This is a genomic window from Arthrobacter cryoconiti (assembly GCF_020905375.1).
GTDB classification, from domain to species: Bacteria; Actinomycetota; Actinomycetes; order Actinomycetales; family Micrococcaceae; genus Specibacter; species Specibacter cryoconiti.
The window spans coordinates 46,239-68,817 of sequence record NZ_JAJJBU010000018.1; the positions used below are offsets into that span (position 1 = coordinate 46,239).

Here is a 22,579-nt window from a genome sequence, read left to right on the forward strand (position 1 = left end):
GAGACTCTGAGCAGTTCAGGGGCGGGTGCGGCCACGCAACGGAACCATTTAGAGTTCCGGGAGCACCCGCTCCTTGACCTGCTTGCGGAGGATTTTCCCGAGCATTGAGCGCGGCATATCCGGCACCTGCACGATCCTTCTCGGGACTTTGTACCCGGCCAGCTGCCCACGGCAATGCTCACGCAGGGCTTCTTCGTTCAGGCTGACACCTGGTTCAAGCTCGACGGCGGCCACCACCATTTCCCCGCCGCGCTCCAATGCCTTGCCGAAGACGGCGGCATCCACCACGTCGCGGTGCTGGCGCAGAACACTCTCCACCTCCGATGGGGCCACATTGAACCCACCAGTGATCACAAGTTCCTTGGCACGGTCCACAATGGTGGTAAATCCTTCTTGATCCACCGTGACAACGTCTCCTGTCCGGAGCCAGCCATCCGCCGTCAGCGTCCTTGCAGTTTCTTCCGGATTGTTCCAATAACCCTGGAACACTTGCGGGCCTTTCAACAGCAACTCACCAGGTTGCCCTTGCGCCACTTCCTCGCCGGGATGATTTGCGTCGACCACTTTCATTAGCGTGGATGGAAACGGTACTCCTATGGTCCCGTTCTTGCGGGTGGGGTAGAACGGATTGCCCAATGCCACCGGCGAAGATTCCGTCATCCCGTAACCTTCCACGAGCAAGCCTCCCGCGACGGATTCCCACAGCTCCACCACATGATCCGGCAAGTTCATGGCCCCGGAGATACAGTATTTGCACGAACGCAATGACACACCCTTCTCCTTGGCAGCCAAGGCAGTGCGCTCATAAATGGGCGGTACGGCACAGTACACGGTGGCGGGCGATTTCTTCATGGCGTCCAGCACCAGGTCCGTCTCAAACTTCGGGAACAGCACCAACAGACCCTGTTTGCGAATACCAAACGTCAAATACAGTGTCATCCCAAACGCGTGGAACATGGGCAGGATCGCATAGAGGATCTCTTTGCGCTTCTGGGCTCCGTGCATCCAAGCTTCGCCCTGCAGCGCATTTGAAAACAGGTTGAAGTGCGTGAGCATGGCACCTTTAGGCAGACCCGTGGTGCCAGAGGTGTAGCCAATCACGGCTAGGTCAGCCACGTCCGGGCGAGGGTGGGCCGGATCAATGCTCCCGCTAGACAACAATTCCTTCCACGGCATGGTCCCCGGTGCCGGTGCGCTGAGCGCAACACGGCTTTGCCGCAGTTTTTGCACCGGCAAGTACAGGGCCAAACGCTTAAGCGCAGGGAACGCTGTCAGCAGATTCACGGACACGATTTTCTCGATTTTGATGTCAGCGGGGAATTCCTCAATGGCGGCGACCGCCTTATCCCACGCGATCACGACCCGCGCCTGGTGATCCTCGAACTGGTGCCGCAATTCCCGCGAGGTATAAAGCGGGTTGTGTTCCACCACCACAGCACCCAGACGCAGAACAGCATAAAAAGCCACCACGTGCTGGGGACAATTGGGCAGAACCAGTGCCACCCGATCCCCCGCACGCACACCAAGTTTCCGCAATCCCTCTGCGGCCCGATTAACCTGCTCACCGAGCTGGCGGTAGCTGGTGCGGCGCCCGAAGAACTCCAGCGCCGGGCTGGCACCGGCCTCCTCCACGGACGTCTCCAACATATCCACCAGCGACTTCGTGGGCAGTTCGATCTGTTCCGGGACCCCTGGCTGATAGTTCTTCACCCACGGATGACTGGTCGCGGCGCTTTCCTCTGTAAATACTTCAGCGCTTGCTTCAGCCTTTGCTTCAGCGTTGGGAACGCGGTTTGCAGGATCGGGATTCACGGAATCTGGAAGTGGCATGATTCCATCCTGCCGCCAACTCTGCGTAGCTGTCGAATGGCTTCACCGGCGAGCGCCGAGGAAGCCTCTCACCGCGTCAGAGCCCTTTGCTACCCTTGAGGCATGCGACGGCTTCTGGATGAGGTGGGTACGGCACCTAGTGCGCGTCCCTCTCCGGGGTTACCCCGGGGCTTGCACGTCACCCTGAGACATCCGCCTCGGGTGCCTCACTGCGCTCCGCGCAGCAGCGCACCCGAACAGAGAGTGAAGTCATCCAGAAGCCGTTGCGCTCTTCCGCCCAACCCCGCCCACCGCAGCTTGACTTGCCCATGACCACTCCCACGCCCGGCGCTGCGGTCCTCGCGCGCACACCGAACCCTTCGCCTCGTAACGTGTCCACAGCTCTTGCCTATGCTTTTCTAGCCGCGCCGACCTGGAGCGAAGCGGAGCTGGCCGCCGCAACCACATACGTCGTCGGAAAGCGAGGCGGCACACGGTCCGCAAAGTGGCACACACAACTCGCGTCCAGTGTGCTGCGAGCCTACCCGCGCCCTCCTCTACGGGAACCACGCCAACTAGCGGTCTTCATAGCCGGCGCTAAGCCCTTCTACCTTGCAGTAGACCGTGCCACCCGGTTGCACGCCACCTTGACGATTGCGCACTATGTTCTCCCACCCACCAACGTTGCTGAGCTGAAGTCACCACTGGAAGAGCGCAGTCTCATCCCGCAAACGCTTGCGGAACTGGCGGGTGTCCTGGATCTGACCGTTGGTGAACTGGATTGGTTTGCCGATCCCCTGCAATGGAACCGTACGGCACGCAACAAACGTCTGGTCCACTACCGCCACCAATGGCGGCTGCGCCCCGGGCGGACGCCTCGCCTCTTGGAGATTCCGGCTCCCCGCCTGCGCGAAATCCAGCGCAGCGTGCTGCGCGAACTACTCTCCCCGCTCCCCCTACACGACGCCGCCCACGGGTTCACTCCTGGACGCAGCCCCGCCACTAACGCCGCACACCACACCGGCCGGAACGTCGTCGTCAATGTGGACCTCACTACGTTCTTTGCCCGGGTCACTGCCGGGAAGGTCTTTGGCATACTGCGCCAAGCCGGATTCCCGGAGACCGTGGCGCACCGCCTGGCTGGGCTATGCACGCATACCGTCCCCCTGGGCGTGATTGCCGAGATGCCCCAAGGCGGCGGCGCATCCGGCCGTTTCGCTTTCCGCCAAGCCCTGGCCACCCCACATCTGCCGCAGGGCGCCCCGACTTCTCCGGCGCTGGCCAATCTGTCCCTGCGACGTTTGGATTCTCGTCTTGCCGGGCTGGCTGCAAGCTTCGACGCCGACTACACCCGTTACGCCGATGACTTGGCCTTTAGCGGCGGACCCGGCTTTTCCCATAGGTCTTTAGCGTTCGTCAGCTTGGTGCATAAGATCGTGGAGCAGGAGGGGCACACCGTCAACGATGCCAAAACTCGGGTGCGTGGAAGTGGTGTTCAGCAGCGTGTTACGGGCGTGGTGGTCAATGCGCACACCAATGTTTCCCGTGCCGAGTTTGATCGGCTCAAGGCAATTTTGCACAACTGCGCCGTTCACGGCCCGGCCGGGCAAAACCGTTGCGGGCCACAGGGCTCAGAGCATTCAGACTTCCGCGGGCACCTCCAGGGGCGGATCGCGTGGGTGCGCCACCTCAACCCGGCCCGTGCGGCCAAGCTAGAACGCATCTTTGCGGCGATCATTTGGTAGGCGGCTGCGCACCTAGACCCTGTGCAATCTCCCCGTCGGCCACCACAACTTCGGAACTCTCGAGACTAAACCGCCGAGCATAACCCACCCGTGACTCGTTCACATGCCTACTCATCAACTCACCGGCATCTGTAGCATTTCCGGCGTCGATGGCCGCCATAATATCCCAGTGCTCACTCCACGAATGCTTGCCGCGTGACTTCACATCTGAGGCGTAAAGCCACTCAATTTTCCGGGCAATCTGTGAGAACAGTGCCGCCAAGGATGTACTGGAGCTAAGTTCTGCAATGGCCAGATGGAAGCGAATGTTCAGTTCCGGTAATTGTTCTTGCCGGTCTGCCGCCACAGCCTCGTCTCCCTCGGCGAGGATCTGCGCTATCTCCTTGCGAATGCTCCACCAACCATCGTCCGGGTGTCCAGCGGAAAACTGGGCTGCAGCACGCCGGGCGGCCCTGGCGGCAATAGCCGCCTCCAGGGCCTCCCGCACAGCAAAAAGATCATCTGCTTCGTCGACCGGAATTGCTGCCACCGTGGACCCGGCATAGGGCTTTGATTCCACAAAGCCTTCCATCTCCAAGCCCCGGAGTGCCTCGCGCACAGGCACCCTGGAGATGCCATACTTTTTCGCCAGGGCCGCCTCCGTCACGCGGCTGCCCGAGGGAAGCACACCGAAGATGATGTCATGACGGATCTCATCCTGAATGCGCAGCTTAGGTGTTGGTTCCGTATTATCGAGCAAATGAGGCTCCAGGGATGGCTCCAAGTAGTTCCTTCGTGTAGTCGGCCTCGGGGGCCATAAAGACCTTCTCAACACTACCGTCTTCCACCACTTTGCCAGCCTTCATCACCACCACTTGGTGCGCAATCTGACGCACCACCGCCAGATCATGAGTAATGAAGAGGTACGTCAATCCCAATCGGTTCTGCAACTCCGCCAAAAGATCCAAAATCTGATCCTGCACCAGCACATCCAACGCTGAAACGGCCTCATCACAGATCAACATTTCAGGTTCCAAAGCCAACGCCCGGGCAATGGCTACACGCTGACGCTGACCGCCGGAGAGTTCATTGGGTCGGCGCTGAGCCATGGTGCGTGGAAGCGCCACCTGATCCAGAAGTTGCGCCACACGCGCCCGGCGTGAAGCGGCATTGCCTACCTTAAAGACCCGGAGCGGTTCATCAATGAGCCGTTCGATGCTGAACGTAGGATTCAAGGAGCCGTAGGGATCTTGGAAGACTGGCTGCACCTTTCGCCGCAGCGCCCGTCGCACCGCTCCGTCGCTGGCAGTAATGCTCTTTCCATCGATCAGGGCCTCGCCGCTAGTGGCTTGTTCCAGACCCAAAATCATTCTTGCAATAGTGGTTTTGCCTGACCCTGACTCACCAACCACGGCTGTGGTAGTTCCTCTCTCCACGGAGAAAGAGACATTATCTACGGCCAAGAACTTTTTCCCATGCTGACTGCGCAAAGTGAATTCCTTGACTAAGCCACGCACCTCCAAAATAGTTGTGGACGCCGCCTTGGACTCAACCGGCAGGCTTGCCCCGGCCAGTTCTTCGCCAGTGACAGTGGCTAGCAGAGACGGAGCCGCGGCCACCAATTGCTGCGTGTATTCCTCCTGCGGATTCAACAAAATCTGTTCCGGCGTACCGACCTCCACAATATGACCGTTAGCCATGACAATGATCCGGTCCGTACGGTCCGCCGCCAGCCCCAAATCATGGGTGATAAACAAGAGCGACGTGCCACGGGCATCCACCAGCGTCTGCAAGTGATCAAGGATCTGGCGCTGGACCGTCACATCCAAGGCCGACGTCGGCTCATCAGCAATCAGAAGCTCCGGTTCTCCGGCCAAAGAGATGGCAATGAGCACTCGTTGACGCATTCCGCCGGAAAACTCATGCGGGAACTGACCGTAGCGCCTTCCCGCATCGGGAATGCCAGCTTCAGTCATCAAGTTCACGGCACGCTGACGAATATTGTCCCGACCCTGGTGTCCATTGGCTGCCAGAGCATCCGCGATCTGCGCCCCCACTTTCATGACGGGGTTCAGGTTGGACATCGGATCCTGGGGTACCAACCCAATTTGGCGTCCACGGATGTGACGCAACTGCTTTTCACTTGCGCCGCCCAGATCCGCACCGTCAAGTGTGATCGAGCCACCAGTGATCCTGCCGTTGCCGGGCAGGAGTCCAAGAATTGCTCCTACAGTGGTTGATTTTCCCGAGCCGGACTGGCCCACGATTGCCACTCGTTCTCCGCGCCTGATGGTGAAGTTCACACCGTGCAGAACGGGCCCTTCTCCGAAGCTGACCTCCAAGTCCTTGACTTCCAAGATCGGCTGCCCGGAGTCCACTGCTGACTCCTGCGATGTGTGCTGCGCAAAAACACTAGCGTCCTGCTGCATATCCCTGTGCCCCTCTCGGATTGGCTGAAGCGGTGAGCATTCCTGTTGCGGGCTCGCGGCCCACTGACGAGAGCCGGCCAAGGGCCCAGTCGCCAGCACGGGTGACGACATGTCCGCGGCGTTCCAACTCGTCAATGACGACCGTGCCTAGCCGGTCTTCCACAACGGCCCCTCCGGGAGTCCAAGTTCGCGGCCAGAACGATCCTGCGATCGAGGTGGTGTGCAAGGCGGGAGCATCTACCGCCTGCTGGGGCGTGTAACCGCCTACCAAGGTGCGTAGCAAGTACAGCAGCTGCCATTGATCTTGCTGGTCCCCGCCAGGGGACCCCAAGGCAGTGACTGCCTGACCATCCTTGAGGATCAACGTTGGAGTGAGTGTGGTTCGCGGCCGTTGTCCCGGTTCCAGCGAGGAAGCGGCGCCTTCCTCCAACCACGTCATTTGCAACCGCGTACCCAGGCAGAAACCAAGCTCAGGGATGGTGGGTGACGACTGCAGCCACCCTCCTGACGGGGTAGCGGAGATCATGTTGCCCCACTGGTCAACCACGTCAATATGGCAGGTGTCCCCCTGGGTTTCCCCCGAGGGCCGGACGGTAGGTTCCCCGACCCCCGCAAAGGTTCCTTCGCTAATGCCCACCAACGCCGGTGGCATGTACTCGGTGCGTAGCGGCGGGAAGAAAGGTTTGACGCCGGGTACATTTCCGGGTCGGAACTCAGTGCTGGCCCGTTCGCCAATCAAGGCACGGCGTTGTGCGGCGTACTCCTCACTGAGCAAAAATGACATGTCAACGTTCGCGTCCCCGTAATAGGCATCCCTGTCGGCGTAAGCCAATTTCTCGGCCTCCATAATGGTGTGCGCGCCCAGAGCGGTTGACGGGTCTAAATGCTCGTCGTCGAACCCGGCAAGGATCGCCAGCGTTTGCAAAAGTACGGGTCCCTGGCCCCAAGGACCCGTTTTGGCGATGGTGTGTCCGCGGAACTCCAGGGTGGCGGCGTCGTCGTACACGGCTCTGAAGTTGGCGAAGTCCTCCCGGTCCATGACGCCAGCGTGGTCCGTACCCGAAGAATGCCGATGCGCCTTAGCAAGGAACTCGACAGCAGCCTTAGCCACAAATCCCTCCGCCCACTCTTGCCGGGCGCCGTCGATCCGACTCTCACGATTGCTGCCTGCGCTCTCGCCGGCGGCGATCAATCGATCCATGACGGAGGCGTATGCTTCGTTGCGAATCAGCTCTCCCTCCTGCGGGATGCGCCCGCCCGGCATCCACGTCTGCGCGGATGTGGGCCAGTGCTCAGCGAACAGTTCAGCCACCGATTCAATGGTGGTGCTCACCCTTCCCAGCACCGGATAGCCGTTGCGCGCATACCCGATGGCGAATTCCAGCACGGCGCTGAGTTCCCAGGTTCCATGATCACGCAGGAGCAAAAGCCAGGCGTCGAATCCGCCTGGCACGGCTGCGGCAAGCGCGCCTGCGCCAGGTACTAGCTCCAGTCCTTCGGCGAGGTAGCGCTCCCGCGTTGCGGCCATCGGGGCCGGTCCCTGCCCCATCAGCACCACAGGCACTCCGGGTTCCGCGCTCGTCACAAAGACGGCTGTCATGTCCCCGCCTGGGCCGTTGAGATGCGGCTCCACCACGTGCAGCACGAATCCGGCGGCGCAAGCGGCGTCGAAGGCGTTGCCCCCTCTCTCCAATACTGCTTGAGCCGATGCTGTAGCCAGCCAGTGGGTGGTGGCGGTCATGCCGAAGGTTCCCTGCAGGTTGGGGCGGGAAGTGAATGAGTTGGGTTTCGTGTACGTCACGGTCTACTTTCGGCTTGATGCTGTGGGGTCAAAGGCGTCGCGCAGGGCGTCGCCAAAGAGATTGAAGGCAAGGCAGATGACAGCAATGCCGAGCCCGGGAATGATCGCCGCGGTGGGCGAACGGAACATGTACTGCTGCGCGTCAGAGAGCATGATCCCCAGGCTCGGAGTGGGCGGTTGAATGCCCAATCCGAGGAAAGACAAGAGCGCCTCTCCAATGACGGCCACCGGCATGATCACCGTCGCTTGGACAATGATGGCACTGGCCGCATTGGGCAGCACATGCGTGAAGACAATCCGCAGTCCAGAGGCATCCATCGTCTTCGCGCTCAGGACAAAGTCACTTTCCTTGATGCGTAGCGTCTCACCGCGAACTATGCGGATCATGGTCGGAATATATGCCACGCCTAGGGCGATAGCCGCGTTTTGCAGGCTGGGACCGCTGATGGCAGCCAGGCCCACGGCGATAATCAGGAACGGGAACGCCAGTGTCACATCCGTCAGCCGGGAGATGATCGCATCAAGCCACTTCCAATAGCCTGCCAGCAGCCCCAAGGGTGCACCGACGCCCACCGCCAAGAGGACGCATAACACCCCGACTTGTAGTGAGGCGCGCATGCCGAAGAGCATCCGGGAGAAGACGTCCCGGCCCAGATCATCTGTCCCTAAAAGGAACCCGACCGTTCCAGGTTTTTGGAACGGCGTCGCGAAGTGAACTTCAGCGGGTCCATAAGGTGCCAAAATCGGAGCCAAGATGGCTAAAAGGACCACAATGACTAACAACACACCGCCGAACAGGCCCAGCTTGTTACCACGCAGGGAGCGCCAAAGACGTCCACGGCTGGAGCCCAGCACGAGGCCGTCCTCTATATCCAAGCCAGACTTGGGAAGAATTTCATTAACAGCCATCAGTTGCCTCCTCCGATTCGTATCCGCGGATTAATCACCGAGTAGAGCACGTCTACCGACAGGTTGATCACAATGTAGCTGAGCGTGATGATCAGCACGACGGCCTCAATGACCGGGTAGTCGCGGGTAAATACCGCATCCAAGGTGAGCTTGCCGAAGCCCGGCAAAGCAAAGATTCGTTCGGTAACAACAGCTCCTGAAATCAGGCCACCGAGTTGGAGCCCTACGATCGTCACCACCACTATGAGCGAGTTTCGCAGCCCATAACGGGTCAATACCCGCGCCCCGCTGAGACCTTTCGCCTTCGCGGTGCGCACATAATCGGTGTTCATGGTTTCAATCATGGACGCCCTGGTTTGGCGCATGATCACCGCTGCAAGCGAAGTTCCAAGAATGACTGCAGGCAAGGTGAGGTAATACAAGCCCTTGATCGGGTCAGAGAGAACGTCCACATATCCGGAAGCCGGGAACCACCCCAGACCGACAGCCAAATACAGGATGGCAAGAATTCCCAACCAGAAGTTAGGGACGGACAGGCCGAGGAGTGCAAAGCCATTGGTGAACCATTCAGGCCACCGTCCCCGGAACCGCTCAGCTATGACGCCGAAGAGCACGCCCACCAACACGGCCACAGCAATCGCATACGCCGACAACCATAAAGTGACCGGCAACGTGGTCGCGATCAGATCGATCACTGGCGTTCCTGTGCGGGTTGAGGTGCCAAAGTCCCCGCGGGATAGATTGGATAAGAAAGTCATGAACTGGGCGGGCAGCGAATCATCGAGCCCCAACTGTTCGCGCATGGCGGCAAGCTGTTCCGGGCTGGCATCCTCGCCAGCCATAGCCCGCGCCGGGTCACCGGGAAGCAGACGCACTCCCAGGAACACGACCACGGCGGAAAGCACCAGCGTCAGCGCGGACTGCCACAGTTTCGTCAGAATGTAGCGAATCATTTGTCTTGTCCTTTCTGCGCTTGGACGAAGGCGGCGTTACTGAGGTGGACTACCCCGTCGGCGAACGTTGAAATGCCGGAGACTGATGTGCTGTAGGCGGTGAGACTGCGGGTTCGGTACAGGTAGATGATGGGGTTATCCTCTTGAACCTTGGCGATGGCCTGACCGTAGATTTTTCCGCGCTCACTGGGGTCATTGATCTGTGCCGCTTCAGTAAGGAGCTTATCCATTGCCGCGTCGCTGTAACCGGCAACGTTGGTTCCTCCCTTGGTCGAAAGGAAGTTGTACATATTCCCATGCGGGTCCGGACGGCCAGACCAGCCAAGCTGAAGCAAAGCAAAGTCCCCTCGGTCCTGAACGTCTAGAAGCGTGGAGTATTCCACGGGCTGGAGCGTCAGATCGAAGCCACCATCTAGCAAGGCTGCCTGCAGTGCCTGCGTGAAACGGAGGCTATCTGGGGTGTTGGTCACCAGCATTTCCACCTTGTAGGGAACTTCGACGCCGGCTTCTTTGAGGAGTTCCTTGGCCTTGCTCGGGTTATATTCAGGGCACGCCTCACTGGCCGGGGTCGCAAACGGGCTCGACGGCGAGATGGGCGAGCAGGCAGGGTCGTACCAGTTATTGAATACGGTATTCACCAGCGCCTTGCGGTCGATCGCCAGGGAAAGCGCTTCGCGGACCAAGGGGTTCTGCGCCAAGGGCGTATCAATCACTCCCGGGGCTTTTCCCACGCCAGCGGTGTTACCAAGGTTGATCGTCAAGCCCTGATAGCCCAAGGATCCCACCTGGAGCACACCGACATTTCGCTGCTGCGCAAGAGCATCAATATCCTGCGGTGAAATGGAATCGGCTACCTGAATATCGCCCGAGCGTAAATTGGCTGCCCGGATGTTTGAATCTGTCATAATCCGGTACGTGATGCTATCCAGATGGACGTTCTTCGCGTCGTAATACAAGGGATCGCGCTGAACAATAATGGATGTCTGTGGGATCCGCTTGACGAATTTAAAGGGTCCAACGCACACCGGGTGATCGCTGAACGCTTGCTCCGTATTGCTCAGAGCGGTGGGCGAGAGGATCATTCCCGCACGGTCGGCAAGTGCCGCGGTCAAAGGGGCAAAGGGCTTCTTGTACGTGATCTGGACATGGGTGGAATCCGGTGCCGCAATTGAGGCGATGGGGCCCAGTTCGCTCTTGCGTCCAGAGCCCTTCAGGTTCAGACCACGGTCCAAGGTGACGCGCACTGCTTCAGCGTCAAAGGGCGTCCCATCAGCAAAAGTCGCGTCACTTCGCACCGGGATATTGACGTTGAGACCGTCTGCGGAAATCGTGGGCAGGGCTGTGGCCAATTGCGGCACTAAAGTGCCTTGCGCGTCAATGTCGTAGAGCTTTTGACACATGGTCTGCATGACGTAGCGGGTGTAAAGGGATGAAGAAGTGGTGGGGTCCAAACGGTCTGGTTCGGCGGAGAGGCCCATCACCAGATTCCCGCCTTCGATGATTTTCTGGTTGCCAATATTCGCGCTCAGCACGTCGGTGCGCGGCGGTGCGCTCTGCAACGGCTGAATTGGAATACAGGCAGAAGTGCTGGCGGTCAGGGCCACAGCACAGGCAAGCCCCACGGCCAGTCCTATGGCCTTCCCCGGCTGTTTCCCCGAAGAGGCAGCCCTCTTGGGCCACCTCTGAGGGCGAGATAAAAGCGGCATACACGTCCAATGATCGGTTTCAATTATGAAGTATTATCGAAGATTGTATACAATACTTGCTACAGCCTATACTTCGAATACTTTGAATTCAATAGACGATCAAGGAAATATCTTTATGAGACGTATTCGTTCTCTGCGAACAGATCGCATCCATCTGATTCTCATGCTTGCCCTAACATTTTCCACCGGCGTGGTTGATGCAGTGGGTTACCTGGGCCTTGACCGGGTCTTTACGGGCAACATGACAGGCAACGTAGTCATCTTGGGCATGGCGCTGCTAGGAGACACCGGACTTCCGATCCTCCGTCCTGTGCTGGCCTTGCTGTTCTTCATGCTCGGCGCCGCGTTGGCCGGACGAGCTCTACGTCATGCCCATCCAGGATGGTCCCACCGAACTAGCATGGCATTTTTCACTGTGGGTCTTGGTCTGGGTGTTTTAGCGCTGGTAGTGGGATTGTCAGTGGATCCCGTCCCGGAACTGACAGGAAGTGTGGTGACGTCCGGAATGGCGACCATGATGGGAATCCAAGCTGCCGCTGCCCGCAAACTAAAGGTCGTTGATGTCACCACGGTGGTGGTGACATCAACGATCACGGCTTTTGCGTCCGAGTCAAAGCTGGCTGGCGGAGACGGCAAGTATTGGGCTCGCCGGCTTTTGGCCATCATCTTGATTCTTACCGGAGCCGTAGTCGGGGCGGCTGCCTTGCACATTGCTTTATGGCTCGGTCTTGCAGTCTCAGCGGTCCTCACCATCGCCGTGGTCACGCTGGGACACTCGCGATACAAGCAGGATCAACGCATAATCGAGCAGGAGACGTTGGAACTGACTGGACTGTGACCCTCAGCGGTTCAATGCAGCGCTTAGCTGATCTAAGAACTTGGAAACAGGGCCAAGGGTGAACATTCCTGTGCCCGCTCCAGCAAGTTCACCGGCAGCTGGGGAGAGTGCAGCCCGGGCCCGCTCCATAGTTCTGTGGTCGCCAAGGTTGACTGCTGCTACGCCCACAAAACACCAGAGAGCTTCAAAAAGATGGTCCGACGGCGGATCCTGCATCTCGCGCAGGGCGTCCATGGCAGCAGAACGGTCCCCCTTCGCATCCAGCAACAACGGCTGCACCCACGGCAGATAAGGCCCCCAGTCAGTTCCTGGATCAAAGTCCACGGCGTCACCATGCGCAACTGTCAGTGACAACAATGCCAAAGGCAGCAGCCCAGCGCTCACTCCCGGCATTCCTGCACCCAATAGATGAGATGCCGCCTCCCGGTACGCGCTCGCCACCACATCCCGGGGCTGTCCACTCATTGCCAGAAACAAGGCGCTGTACCACGTGGTGAAGACTGCTGTCAGGGGCGAATCATATTGCTGTCCTAGACGGTCAAGTTCGGTGGCGTGCACGGTGGCACCGGCTAGATCTCCCACAGCGCACCGAGCCTGCAAGCCGATCAAGCGCCCCAGAATCTGGTACATGGGCAAGCCGTGCCGGGTTGCCAAAACGACGAGCTCAGTTCCAAGCTTGTCCCGCATCTGACTCTGGCCCGCACAGCGAAAGGACTGCATGAAGACACCGTTCAAAGCAAAGGCAAGAAGTGCGGGGTCCTCTTGTCTTCGGGCTATTCTCTCCGCTTGGGCGGCAGCCTCCGCGCCCCGAAGAGTAGTAGTTCCGCGAGATTCCACTGCTATGGTCGCCAACAATCTGGCGCGGGCATCATCATGTCCGTCCAATGGCAAGGCACTCAGCGTTCGTTGGGCAGCGTCCACAATGCGGACGCCCTGTTCGGCGTCGTCAGCCCGGGTCCAGATGGCGGGGACGTCGTAAGCGCCTATTACCCGTGCTGTCAGTTCCGCGTCCCCGAATTCTTCGGCTGCAAGGATTGCCTCCAATCTGTGCCGCCGGGCAGCAATGAGTCCTTCGCCACCCGCCACGGCAAGACTGCGCAATAAGTCAACGGATGAACGCAGCCTGCCCCGGGCACCCACTGCCATGTTCTCGTTGTAACTAGCGGTGGCCTGTGCCCAAACTCGACCGGCGGCGGATCCAGGACCGGACAAAGCGGTGAGCCTGGGATCTTGCTGGAGGATGTCCGCTTCCAACTGACGCAGGGCGTTGCCAGGCGTGAGCCCCAGTTCCCCCACAAGTTTCCCCCTTGAGCGGCGCAATACTGCCAGCGCGTCACCTTGACGGCTTGATTGGTAGAGTGCCAACGCCAATAGCCGCCAGCCTTCTTCGCGCCACGGGTGTTCGCCAACATGGGCATTGAGTGCGGGGATGGCTTCCCTAGCTTTCCCCACATCAAGAAGCCGTTGGGCTCGCATTTCCATTGCCAACAGGCGTAGCTCCTGTAAACGAGAGCTCTCCGCCCACGCCCAGTGTTGCTCGCCGAAGTCCGCGTAGGCGCCACCACGCCACAGTGCCAAGGCCGTGTCCAGTGTTTTCAGCGCACCGGAATGCGGTAGTGCTCTGGACGCTTCAATGGCCTGTTCAAATTTTTCCGCGTCAATGCTCTCGGGTGCGCCACGCCAGGCATAGCCGGAGCCCTCGGTAACGATCAAATGAGCTTGGCCGCGCGGAGCACGTTCCGGTTCCAAGGCTTGGCGAAGGTCGCCAATAAAAGTCCGCAAGGCTCCCACGGCTCGTGAAGGCGGGACGGTCCAGAGGTCATCGACCATCATAGTGAAGGGCACTACCCGGCCCCGGGCAACCACTAAACGGGCCAGGACACGCTGGTGCAGAGGGCCCTTCAGAGCGATCCTCTCCCCCGCAGTGTTCCATGCGGTCAGGGGTCCTAGGACGCCTAGTTCAACAGCCACGCAACCACCCTTCCCTTTTCCGTCCATCAGCCTACCTCCCGGCGTGGCAGCTGACACCGGGCTTACTGATTGAATGCTGATTCACTTCCGGGATGCTGGTCACAACACTGATTTCCCTTACAAAGGAGCACTTCATGACACTCGAGATCGACAATTTTACTTACCAACAGATCCACGTTGGAGACGGCATAAGCCTCAACGCCGCCGTCGCAGGAGCAGGGACCCCCGTAGTCCTCCTGCATGGCTTTCCGCAGACACACTTGATGTGGCGTCACGTCGCCTCCGATCTCGCGGCGGACCACACCGTCATTTGTCCTGATCTGCGCGGCTACGGGGACAGTAGCAAGCCCGTTGAGAAGGACGAGTCCAGCTACTCTAAGCGGACCATGGGCAACGACGTCGTGGCTCTCGCCGCAGCATTGGGTCATGAAAAATTTGCCCTCGTGGGCCATGATCGTGGCGCTTTGGTCGCGTTCCGCGCGGCCATGGACCACCCGGACACTGTCACGCATTTGGGCAGCCTTGATGTTCTTCCCACCCTGGATATGTGGAACGTCATGCACGGGACATCGGCCGCCGTCGGCTTCCACCTTTACCTCATGGCGCAGCCCCCCGGGCTTGCAGAAACCATGATCGCAAACAGTGCGGAGGCGTTCTTTGGCTACTTCCTGGATGTCTGGACCAAGAACCCGGAAGCCATCCCTGCGCAGTACCGCGCCGCATATCTGTCCTCCAGCGCCCAAGCAGTAACCTCAATCGTTGCTGACTACCGCGCCTCTGCCGGCATCGACGTCGCGCATGACCAAGCGGACGTGGACGCCGGCAATCGGCTCACCATGCCCGTGGCTGTCCTCCAACAGGACTGGGGCCAGGCGCTGGGCTTTGATGCGCAGGAGATCTGGGGAGCCTGGGCTAGGAACTTGCAACACCAAACAACCACCAGTGGACATTTCATGGCGGAGGAGAATCCACCTGAAATAGCCCAGTTCATCCGAGACCTAGTAGCGCGCTAACTTCACGAAGACGAGTGGTCCTGGCCAGGTCGCTTCCCCACCCCACACGCCTTCGCCCAAGCTCCATCTGCGGAAACTCCTTGTATTGGCTGACGGTGCCAAAAAATTCAGGACTCACGTTTTTCATCTTTTGCGGCCCAACCGCTGATAATGACAACTCCGACGCACCCAAGAATGGCAGTGAAAAGAAGCCCGGTGAATGATCCTAAATACTTGCCGAAGTTATACCCGGCAAAAGCGCAGATCAAAACGGTCAAGCTGATCACGAGCTGTTTTATTCTCATATCGTAGATAGTCCCACAAACACTCCGTGGCTGACCGTAGCGTCAGGCTGTCTTGGCGGGCTAGTGAACTATGCGTCAGCGCCAGAATTCGGTGAGCTGCCCGGCAAGAGCTGTTCCTTGGTCGTACCCAACTACGGCAGCAGGCGGTCGCAGCGAGAGATCCATGGCATTTGCACCGAACAAGTGCTCGGAATCGCTGTCCGGGAAAATCGTCTGGACTCTGCTGGATCGCGCCCGTAGTTCCTCGAGTTGTGTCTCCAGATGCATGCCCCACTTCACTGGTTGCAGTGATCTCCCGCCAAAGGGGGAGAGCACCAGCACCCGCCTGTATCCAGATGCCAAATCTGCATTCTCGGCGTTGGCCCGGTAGCCGCCGTCGATGTATCGGTTGTCGCCGATACGGTAGGGCAGCCCGCTGGCACAGCTGGCGGCGACGGCATCCGCCAGCTCGACTCCGCTCTCGCGGTCGAAAACGACCGGTTGCCCGGTATGCGCATCGACCGCCGTGATGAGCACCCTTCGTTCCGGCCATCGCTGGCTGGGCAGCCGAGCGGCAACGGTGGCGCGCCACCGTGTTGACCAGGAGCCGTCCGACGCCGCATCCATGTCCAGCGCTGCCGCTCCCATTCTCCGGCGCATGTCAGCCACATCCTCTGCGGAGGCAATGATTTTGTTGATCCTCGCCAACTGGCCTATCGCTGGCCTGGTCCGATCGAGGCCCGGCCCGGCCCCGGTCAAACCGGCACGTCGTTGGGGAGCGGTGTCAAGGATGGCAGCAAACAGCTCGGTCGGGGTCGCGCCAGCTATCTGTGCCGCAGCAGTCGATCCGGCCGATGTCCCGATGGTCAGCTCCGCTGTGGTCAGATCCACGCCGGAATCGAACAGGCCAGCGATGACGCCGATCAGCCACGCGTTGCCGGTCGATCCACCGCCGCCTAAGGCCAGCGCTCGATCGCCCTCGCCGCGCAACCGCTTCGAGGCGTCGACTTGCGGTTGGTCCTCTGCAGGCATACGCCGCTCAGAATTCGTCGACGTTATGTCCAGGGTTGAAAAAGGTTTTGAGTTCATGAGAGTCACTTTCGCGAATTGCCTTTCGGGCCCTCTCGGTGGCGACTGTCTCAGTCGTGCAGTCGTGGACCGCAGGGAGCACCCATTATCGATACTGCGTTCATGGGTATCACCTCCTGCAGATTGATCACGTTCAACGAAAAACTATCACCCCGCCGACGACACGACAACACTTTGTGGTGAAAGTTGCCGTTGCGCTGTCGGACGGGCAGGCTGAGCGCGCATCATAGGCCTTGATGCGCGCTCACCTGGCTAGACGCCGTCGCGCAGATTGCGCAGAAATCCTTCAAAGTTCGACACCAAGGTGGCCATGCGCTCTCGCCGGGCACCTTCGACGTCGAAACCCAAGTACGCGGCCACCGGGAGTCGGCGGACGTTGGCCGAGCATTCAAAGCCGGCACACATCAGGGTAGAGACAGTGTTGCCGTTCCGCCCAGCCTTTCCAGCCCGCTTGGCGTTGAAGAAGGCAACGTCATTGGGTAAGAAGACGTCCTCGCACAGAGTGCACTGCGGACGCGCACGCGTTGCTGCTTCAGCTCTGCGAAGCAGAATCGCGGTAGGCTTCGCGTCAACGTAGCCCACCACATATCCAAGCTCAGGATATTTGCGGTCCCGCCACCCCAGAAAATCCAGCTCTTCCCAGTCCAGCGTGGCGAAGTTCTCCGGCAACGTCAGGTTGGTGCGTTCGCGCACTGAGGCGTTGATAAAGGACCCGCGGATTGTTTTTTCGTTAAGTTCAAGCATGTCTTGTGGTGCCGTCTCTCTGGTTCTGGTTCAGCGCAGCGTTCAACGCAGCAAGCCAGCGTTCAACACTGAAAGACCAGGGTGGATGTGGGGGCGCTTCAAAGCGCGATGTTTCTCCAAAAGAAGACAGCGCTATCTAGTCCCGGCGATTGAATCGCCAGGAACCTCCAAACGCCCCGTGGGCGCAGCATCCAAAACAAGCACAGTAAAAAGCCTACACCCAGTAGGAAGACAGTGTGGGCTCGCGTGATGCCCGGGCTTCAACTCTCGCTGAGGTAACGCATGACCGCCAGCACTCTCCGGTGCGAATTCGAGTCAAGAGGCAGGTTCAAGGCGTCGTAAATCCGTGAGGTATGTTGCACAACTGCCTTGCCGCTCAGGAATAGCTCAGCGGCAATCCGGGAATTGCTGCGTCCTTCCGCCATTAAGGCAAGTACCTGATGCTGACGCGGCGTCAAGGCACGCACGGCGCCGTCGGAGAGTTTCGCCCGAGCCATCATGAGTGCCACAATGTCAGGATCCAAAGCGGTTCCGCCTGCCGCCACTACGAGCAAATCAGCAAGGAAACTCTCAATATCTGCAATCCGCTGTTTGAGCAGGTAGCCGACCCGTCCATTGGGCGATGACAGTAGCTCGCTAGCATACCGCCGCTGCATATGTTGGGACAGGACCACCACGGCCGTTTCCGGGTACTGACGGCGGATGCGCAAGGCCGCCAAGAGTCCTTCATCGGTGTGGGTCGGTGGCATCCGAATATCAGTGATAACAAGATTCGGGCGGTGTATTTCCACCGCTTTTTCCAGTTCTACTGCGGTGGCTGCGGCAGCCACCACCGTGAACCCGCCATCCTCGAGAACTAGTTGCAACCCGTGGCGCAGGAGTGCCTCATCCTCACCAATTACTACATGCATGGCAGCTCCACCACTATGTGTGTTCCTTCTCCGAGCCGGCTGACCAAGCTCGCCTGCCCACCTAAAACATCAACTCGATCCATGACCCCTCGCAAACCCGTGGCCCCGCTCAAGCGTGCCCCTCCCCCGCCGTCGTCGTGAATTTCCATACGCAACCAGTCCTCCACAAGGTGCAAACTGATACGCACACTAGTTGCGTGCGCATGCTTGATTACATTTGTCATGGCTTCCGCCAGCACAAAATACGCAGTGCTTTCCACCGCGGGACTGCAGGCACGCGCCCCTATTCCCAACTCCAGCGTGGTGGGCACCGGCATCCTGTCCACCAGGTCTTCCGCTGCCGCTGCCAGGCCCCGCTCGATCAACGCGGCCGGCATGACAGCATGCACAAGGCTGCGCAGATCTGCAGCCGCTGAATCGATGCCCTTGCGCAACGTCGTTGCACGTTGAGGCGCTCCCGCATCAGGCGCGGACCCACCTAGTGTATTGGCCAACTTTTGCGCATCCAGAGCTAGCAGGACCAGATGCATTTGCAATCCGTCGTGAAGGTCCAGGGCAATCCTGCGTCGTTCCTGATCCGCAGCGTCAACCAGCCGTTCGCGTGAGCGTTGCAGATCAGTATGACTTCGCCTCAACTCAGCGGTGAGGCGTTCCCTGTCCATGGCGAGGGCCAGAACTTTTCCCGCTTCCCGTACTGGTTCTGGGGTTGAAATCAGCGAAGAATCATAGGAAATGGCGCCAATGACCCGGCCATCCAGCTCCACGTGCACGCTGGCACGATTACTGTCCCCTATCTGGTTCTCTGCAACGCTGCCATCCTCCGTGACAAACACCTCTCGCCTGGGAACCCAAAACGATATCTGCACCGACGGATCTCCCAGGACCCGAGCCAAAGCGCGAGTCAAAGCTGGACGCTCCGCTCCCGTGGCTCCCAACCAGGAACCAAGTTCCTGCAATTCACCGGTCTTAGCGAATCCGCCGACCAGCATTCCCCAGGTAAAGGCGACAGGGATTCCGCCAATCGCCAGTAACTGCAGCCAAGTTTGAACTTCAGCGGAGGGGTGTCCTAATACTTTCAGAATCTGCCCGGAGAAGGGGATGAAGAGCATGACGGCGGCCCCGTAGGCGAACAACGGGACCAAGACCCGGCGTCGCTGGTTATCCGCCCGGACCAGCCTCCCCACCAGCACCACAGCAGTGGTCAGCATGACGGCGGCACCAGCCAGCTTTTGCACCGTGCCCCCGGCAGCCACTAAGGAAGGGTTTTCGCCAATAAATAGATCCGGGGCGGAACCTCCGGGACTGAAAAGGTATCCCGGAGCCTGCAGCAGCAAGGACGTCACATAGGCAGTTGCCACACTCAGCATGGAAACCCTCCCCCGCAGGCGCCCTGACGGAAAAGCATGCAGAAGATGGACTATCACCGCCAAAACCAAGGTGGCCCCAATCTGACCTGCAGCTGCCAGTATCGGAATGTCCGTATTGGGCAGCCCTCCCACGAAGACGGCGAAGCCACCCCACAAGATCAATGCACCCATGCGATTGCTGGGCCGGCGATACCAGGCCAACGCTCCGGCACCCAGGTAGACCAAGAAAACCAGTGGAAACAAAATCAGAATATGGCCAAAAGGCCCGCTCAGGGGAAGAAGGCTCGCCTCCAGTGCGGCCATCAAAAGACCCCCGTACAGGATCACCCTGAGCGAACGGTTCAGCGACCTTGCAGTGTTTGAGCGAACAATCTTCGGGTGCATGGCTTCCAATCTATTACTTCGCCACCCTGTTCAGTGCCGAACACGCAAATATGTTCAGCCGCAGTTCGATGCCAACCACTACGAGTGTGATTTGACGGATGCATTCTTCGCCTATACGGTCGTACTGTACGATCGTATATATATGGGGGATGTTATGGGAAAACATGGATGGAAGTTCGTTTCCGGCGCTGTCATGATCATCGGGGGCCTCGTGATGTTCTTCGCATTGCTTGGCGTGGAGACGCCCATTGTGGGCCTGCGCCAAGCCGGTCTGGTGATCGCGGTGCTGGGTGCGGGAGAGATGGTGACAACCGTGATCATGATTCGTCGGGCAAGGCGGCCACAGCGCAAATGAGCGTCACTCACCTACTTGATGGCGTCCTGACAGTGCTTGCTGAGCAAGGAGTCGGAGCCCTAAGCGTCCGAAGTGTCGCAGCGGCGGCGGGCGTATCTCCGGCACAAGTTCAGTATTATTACCGGACCAAGAGCGAGCTGGTGCGTGCAGGCTTCGACCATGCGGGTGAACAGTTCCTTGCCGACGCGGCAGCCGCACAAGCCACCACACTCATGGACTTTGTGGGGCAGTGGCTCCCCGTGGACGATCGACGCGAGCGCCGCGCTCGAGTCTGGCTCGCCTACGCCGCTATGGCGGCGATCAATCCGCTCTTGGCAGTGACGTCGGCACAACTTGATCAGCAGCTTCGTCGATGGTTCATCGACCAAGGCCTCTCAGACGTCGAAGCCTCGCAGCTTTTTGCTCTGATCGACGGCGTCACCGTCCAGTGCCTCATGCTGCCTCAACCAGAACGCCAGTCCCTCATCGAACGGACGGTGCTCCCTTTCGTCTCAGGACTCCAAGCGGACCACTGAAGCACTCACATTTGAGATAATTGTTAGAACCGCTAGGCCACCCACACCGAGAGAGCCAAATGACTCCCCGCACTTTTTACCGCACGCTTGCTACCGCCGAGGCGGTTACGTGGACCTTGTTGATCGCCGCCATGGTGGCCAAGTACGGCTTTGACGCCGGAAAACTACCGGTCACAATCGCCGGATCCATCCACGGAGTCGTCTTCATTTCCTATGTGCTGTGCGCCTTGCTGGTGGGCACCAACCAGCACTGGTCTAAAGGTAAGATCGCCACGGCAATTGCAACCGCGTTCCTTCCTTATGCGACCATTCCCTTCGATCGCCATCTGGAAAAGAATGGCAGGCTCGACGGCGGCTGGCGTACGCTGGCCACCCCGGACCCTCGCGATCACACGCTGGCCAGCAAGATCCTGCGCATTCTCCTCAACCGGCCAGTGCTGCTGGTGCCTGGATTCGTGGTGCTGGTTGGAGTGATCGTCACAGCCCTGCTGGTAATTGGCCCTCCAGGCGGGCGCAGCTAACAAAAGCGCCGGGCTGGCTGGACCGCATTGCTAGCTTTTGTGCACGTTAGCCTGCCGCGCGATCTTCGCCAAGATGGCTGCATGCTGTGTGGTCCCAAAGGATACGATTGCGTCGCGTCCCAAAATCCTGCGCACCACACTATCCATGGTGGGGATGTCGTCGTCGAACCCGGTGTGGGTGGTGGCCGTGCTGCGGGCGGACGGTGGACCGGAAACGGCGAGCGACCAGATCGCTTCCGCAACGCCCTTCGCCGGCGCCACCGCAAAGAGCGCGGAAAGGACCGGATCCTGCGAAACGCACTGTTGCAAGCCCAAAATTGGCGCACCCGCAGGCTCTTCCAGGGCATCCCGGATCAGGTATAACAACGATTTTCTATACAGACCAAAACTACTGTCCGCCAATGCCACGTCCACGTTCATACCGAACATGGACAACGCACCAATCCCTGCACCCAGCAGCGGCAACATCCCTTCCTTGAAAGTATCCACACGCAAGGAAGGCACCAGCAGTTGGCACGTTTTCACGTTGACTCCTCCCCGGACGACGGCGGGAATGAAGTGCCCATGAAAGTTCGACCCTGCGCTGTGCCCGGCAGCGTGGACAGTGACCAGAAGCGGATGTGCGGCCACAAAAGCACTCAGTGCCGTCGCCACGTAGGCTGCCCCACCGCCCCTCTGGGAAGCCCGGCGCGCATTATTTTTCATGGCCTGCCAGACTGCCGGGCCGCCAGCGCCGCGCACCACGTCTTCAATGATGGTGTCGGTAAAGCCCACCAGTTCGGGCCCAGGAGCGCCAGCCTGATCCTTCCTGGAATCAGCCAACATGTCACCCAAGGTTTCCCAAAGGCCGGTATGCCACACGAAGTGGATGGGGTAGATGCCGTTGCTCCGCCACCATGGAATATCGCGTTGGGCAACGGCCAGCGCGGCGCGTTCGCTGACAAGCCCGCCGTGCGCCCAGAACATCACCGCCACAGGTCCCCCACCGCGCGAGGCGATGAAGTCCGGCAGGTGATGTTCAAAGATGGCGTCTATATCAGCCGCCGTGGTGTTTAGCTTTGCCGTCGTGGCAAAATGGCCGTCTTGAAGATCCACCACATGAGGGCGGAGGGCGGCAAGCTCCGAGACGCTCAGCGCCGCCTCATGATCGGTTACCAGCTGGTTCTCGTGATGTGCCGACTCGCCCATGTGCGCCTCCCTTCCTGCCAATGCTGACCGTGTAGAGCTCAGACTGTCAAGCAAAGAGGCAGCTGCCCGCACTTGTGCCCTCAGTCCTT

The 22,579-nt window shown here is 59.5% G+C and carries 20 protein-coding genes; 6 read left to right on the forward strand and 14 right to left on the reverse strand.

Annotated features, from left to right (window positions below):
• Positions 1 to 48: 48 nt before the first annotated feature.
• A complete protein-coding gene (locus LOH53_RS09840) occupies positions 49 to 1,830 on the reverse strand; it encodes a long-chain-fatty-acid--CoA ligase (protein WP_230067569.1) in 1,782 nt (593 codons plus the stop codon).
• A 308-nt stretch (positions 1,831 to 2,138) separates the two neighbouring features.
• On the opposite strand from LOH53_RS09840, the gene LOH53_RS09845 reads away from it, so the two are divergent.
• A complete protein-coding gene (locus LOH53_RS09845; protein WP_230067570.1) occupies positions 2,139 to 3,554 on the forward strand; it encodes a reverse transcriptase family protein in 1,416 nt (471 codons plus the stop codon).
• On the opposite strand, the gene LOH53_RS09850 is transcribed toward LOH53_RS09845, so the two are convergent.
• The 6 genes from LOH53_RS09850 to LOH53_RS09875 form a co-directional block, all read right to left on the reverse strand.
• Positions 3,544 to 4,317, reverse strand: a complete 774-nt coding sequence (locus tag LOH53_RS09850; protein WP_230067571.1) for a GntR family transcriptional regulator — start codon at positions 4,315 to 4,317, stop codon at positions 3,544 to 3,546. The genes LOH53_RS09845 and LOH53_RS09850 overlap by 11 nt on opposite strands.
• On the reverse strand, positions 4,283 to 5,962 hold the full coding sequence (locus LOH53_RS09855) for a dipeptide ABC transporter ATP-binding protein (RefSeq protein WP_230067572.1): 1,680 nt from the start codon (positions 5,960 to 5,962) through the stop codon (positions 4,283 to 4,285). Before LOH53_RS09855 ends, LOH53_RS09850 begins: the two co-directional genes overlap by 35 nt.
• On the reverse strand, positions 5,946 to 7,703 hold the full coding sequence (locus tag LOH53_RS09860; RefSeq protein ID WP_230067573.1) for a gamma-glutamyltransferase family protein: 1,758 nt from the start codon (positions 7,701 to 7,703) through the stop codon (positions 5,946 to 5,948). Before LOH53_RS09860 ends, LOH53_RS09855 begins: the two co-directional genes overlap by 17 nt.
• A gap of 63 nt (positions 7,704 to 7,766) precedes the next feature.
• Positions 7,767 to 8,672, reverse strand: coding sequence for an ABC transporter permease (locus LOH53_RS09865; RefSeq protein WP_230067574.1), 906 nt, complete (start codon positions 8,670 to 8,672; stop codon positions 7,767 to 7,769).
• On the reverse strand, positions 8,672 to 9,625 hold the full coding sequence (locus LOH53_RS09870) for an ABC transporter permease (protein WP_230067575.1): 954 nt from the start codon (positions 9,623 to 9,625) through the stop codon (positions 8,672 to 8,674). The genes LOH53_RS09865 and LOH53_RS09870 overlap by 1 nt, the downstream gene beginning before the upstream one ends.
• Positions 9,622 to 11,247, reverse strand: coding sequence for an ABC transporter substrate-binding protein (locus tag LOH53_RS09875; protein ID WP_230067576.1), 1,626 nt, complete (start codon positions 11,245 to 11,247; stop codon positions 9,622 to 9,624). The genes LOH53_RS09870 and LOH53_RS09875 overlap by 4 nt, the downstream gene beginning before the upstream one ends.
• 199 nt (positions 11,248 to 11,446) lie before the next feature.
• On the opposite strand from LOH53_RS09875, the gene LOH53_RS09880 reads away from it, so the two are divergent.
• Positions 11,447 to 12,169 (forward strand): YoaK family protein, encoded by a 723-nt coding sequence (locus tag LOH53_RS09880; protein ID WP_230067577.1) that lies wholly within the window; start codon positions 11,447 to 11,449, stop codon positions 12,167 to 12,169.
• 3 nt (positions 12,170 to 12,172) lie between these two features.
• On the opposite strand, the gene LOH53_RS09885 is transcribed toward LOH53_RS09880, so the two are convergent.
• Positions 12,173 to 14,140, reverse strand: a complete 1,968-nt coding sequence (locus tag LOH53_RS09885) for an AfsR/SARP family transcriptional regulator (RefSeq protein ID WP_230067578.1) — start codon at positions 14,138 to 14,140, stop codon at positions 12,173 to 12,175.
• 134 nt (positions 14,141 to 14,274) lie between these two features.
• Here LOH53_RS09885 and LOH53_RS09890 point away from each other — a divergent pair, with 134 nt between their 5' ends.
• The gene (locus LOH53_RS09890) at positions 14,275 to 15,153 is read left to right on the forward strand and encodes an alpha/beta fold hydrolase (RefSeq protein WP_230067579.1); all 879 of its coding nucleotides are present in this window, start codon (positions 14,275 to 14,277) and stop codon (positions 15,151 to 15,153) included.
• A 107-nt stretch (positions 15,154 to 15,260) separates the two neighbouring features.
• On the opposite strand, the gene LOH53_RS09895 is transcribed toward LOH53_RS09890, so the two are convergent.
• The 5 genes from LOH53_RS09895 to LOH53_RS09915 form a co-directional block, all read right to left on the reverse strand.
• Positions 15,261 to 15,437 (reverse strand): hypothetical protein, encoded by a 177-nt coding sequence (locus LOH53_RS09895; protein ID WP_230067580.1) that lies wholly within the window; start codon positions 15,435 to 15,437, stop codon positions 15,261 to 15,263.
• 75 nt (positions 15,438 to 15,512) lie between these two features.
• Positions 15,513 to 16,448 (reverse strand): patatin-like phospholipase family protein, encoded by a 936-nt coding sequence (locus LOH53_RS09900; protein WP_376991689.1) that lies wholly within the window; start codon positions 16,446 to 16,448, stop codon positions 15,513 to 15,515.
• A gap of 309 nt (positions 16,449 to 16,757) precedes the next feature.
• Positions 16,758 to 17,249 carry an FBP domain-containing protein gene (locus tag LOH53_RS09905; RefSeq protein ID WP_230067582.1) on the reverse strand — a complete coding sequence of 164 codons (492 nt, stop codon included), beginning with the start codon at positions 17,247 to 17,249 and terminating at the stop codon, positions 16,758 to 16,760.
• A gap of 260 nt (positions 17,250 to 17,509) precedes the next feature.
• Positions 17,510 to 18,160: a response regulator transcription factor gene (locus tag LOH53_RS09910; RefSeq protein WP_230067583.1), complete on the reverse strand. Its 651-nt coding sequence runs from the start codon at positions 18,158 to 18,160 to the stop codon at positions 17,510 to 17,512.
• Positions 18,151 to 19,911, reverse strand: coding sequence for a sensor histidine kinase (locus LOH53_RS09915; protein WP_230067584.1), 1,761 nt, complete (start codon positions 19,909 to 19,911; stop codon positions 18,151 to 18,153). Before LOH53_RS09915 ends, LOH53_RS09910 begins: the two co-directional genes overlap by 10 nt.
• Between LOH53_RS09915 and LOH53_RS09920 the strand changes: the two genes are divergently transcribed.
• Genes LOH53_RS09920 through LOH53_RS09930 form a run of 3 tightly spaced genes read left to right on the forward strand, consistent with a single transcriptional unit; the run spans position 19,910 to position 21,302 of the window.
• On the forward strand, positions 19,910 to 20,266 hold the full coding sequence (locus tag LOH53_RS09920; RefSeq protein WP_230067585.1) for a hypothetical protein: 357 nt from the start codon (positions 19,910 to 19,912) through the stop codon (positions 20,264 to 20,266). The genes LOH53_RS09915 and LOH53_RS09920 overlap by 2 nt on opposite strands.
• The gene (locus tag LOH53_RS09925) at positions 20,263 to 20,781 is read left to right on the forward strand and encodes a TetR/AcrR family transcriptional regulator (protein ID WP_230067586.1); all 519 of its coding nucleotides are present in this window, start codon (positions 20,263 to 20,265) and stop codon (positions 20,779 to 20,781) included. The genes LOH53_RS09920 and LOH53_RS09925 overlap by 4 nt, the downstream gene beginning before the upstream one ends.
• A 59-nt stretch (positions 20,782 to 20,840) precedes the next feature.
• Positions 20,841 to 21,302, forward strand: coding sequence for a DUF3817 domain-containing protein (locus LOH53_RS09930; protein WP_230067587.1), 462 nt, complete (start codon positions 20,841 to 20,843; stop codon positions 21,300 to 21,302).
• Positions 21,303 to 21,332: 30 nt separating this feature from the next.
• Here the strand turns inward: LOH53_RS09930 and LOH53_RS09935 are convergent, their stop codons facing one another.
• Entirely contained in the window at positions 21,333 to 22,490 is a 1,158-nt protein-coding gene (locus LOH53_RS09935; protein ID WP_230067588.1) for a hypothetical protein, read from the reverse strand.
• Between the last annotated feature and the right edge of the window lie 89 nt (positions 22,491 to 22,579).

What these genes read in the sequence shown, in the direction of transcription:
- LOH53_RS09880 (WP_230067577.1), top strand. Translation starts at nt 11,447, where the DNA reads ATGAGACGTATTCGTTCTCTGCGAACAGATCGCATCCATCTGATTCTC.
- LOH53_RS09915 (WP_230067584.1), bottom strand. Translation starts at nt 19,911, where the DNA reads ATGCACCCGAAGATTGTTCGCTCAAACACTGCAAGGTCGCTGAACCGT.
- LOH53_RS09865 (WP_230067574.1), bottom strand. Translation starts at nt 8,672, where the DNA reads ATGGCTGTTAATGAAATTCTTCCCAAGTCTGGCTTGGATATAGAGGAC.
- LOH53_RS09935 (WP_230067588.1), bottom strand. Translation starts at nt 22,490, where the DNA reads ATGGGCGAGTCGGCACATCACGAGAACCAGCTGGTAACCGATCATGAG.
- LOH53_RS09910 (WP_230067583.1), bottom strand. Translation starts at nt 18,160, where the DNA reads ATGCATGTAGTAATTGGTGAGGATGAGGCACTCCTGCGCCACGGGTTG.
- LOH53_RS09925 (WP_230067586.1), top strand. Translation starts at nt 20,263, where the DNA reads ATGAGCGTCACTCACCTACTTGATGGCGTCCTGACAGTGCTTGCTGAG.
- LOH53_RS09905 (WP_230067582.1), bottom strand. Translation starts at nt 17,249, where the DNA reads ATGCTTGAACTTAACGAAAAAACAATCCGCGGGTCCTTTATCAACGCC.
- LOH53_RS09860 (WP_230067573.1), bottom strand. Translation starts at nt 7,703, where the DNA reads ATGACCGCCACCACCCACTGGCTGGCTACAGCATCGGCTCAAGCAGTA.
- LOH53_RS09845 (WP_230067570.1), top strand. Translation starts at nt 2,139, where the DNA reads ATGACCACTCCCACGCCCGGCGCTGCGGTCCTCGCGCGCACACCGAAC.
- LOH53_RS09900 (WP_376991689.1), bottom strand. Translation starts at nt 16,448, where the DNA reads ATGCCTGCAGAGGACCAACCGCAAGTCGACGCCTCGAAGCGGTTGCGC.
- LOH53_RS09840 (WP_230067569.1), bottom strand. Translation starts at nt 1,830, where the DNA reads ATGCCACTTCCAGATTCCGTGAATCCCGATCCTGCAAACCGCGTTCCC.
- LOH53_RS09870 (WP_230067575.1), bottom strand. Translation starts at nt 9,625, where the DNA reads ATGATTCGCTACATTCTGACGAAACTGTGGCAGTCCGCGCTGACGCTG.
- LOH53_RS09930 (WP_230067587.1), top strand. Translation starts at nt 20,841, where the DNA reads ATGACTCCCCGCACTTTTTACCGCACGCTTGCTACCGCCGAGGCGGTT.
- LOH53_RS09920 (WP_230067585.1), top strand. Translation starts at nt 19,910, where the DNA reads ATGGCTTCCAATCTATTACTTCGCCACCCTGTTCAGTGCCGAACACGC.
- LOH53_RS09855 (WP_230067572.1), bottom strand. Translation starts at nt 5,962, where the DNA reads ATGCAGCAGGACGCTAGTGTTTTTGCGCAGCACACATCGCAGGAGTCA.
- LOH53_RS09890 (WP_230067579.1), top strand. Translation starts at nt 14,275, where the DNA reads ATGACACTCGAGATCGACAATTTTACTTACCAACAGATCCACGTTGGA.
- LOH53_RS09895 (WP_230067580.1), bottom strand. Translation starts at nt 15,437, where the DNA reads ATGAGAATAAAACAGCTCGTGATCAGCTTGACCGTTTTGATCTGCGCT.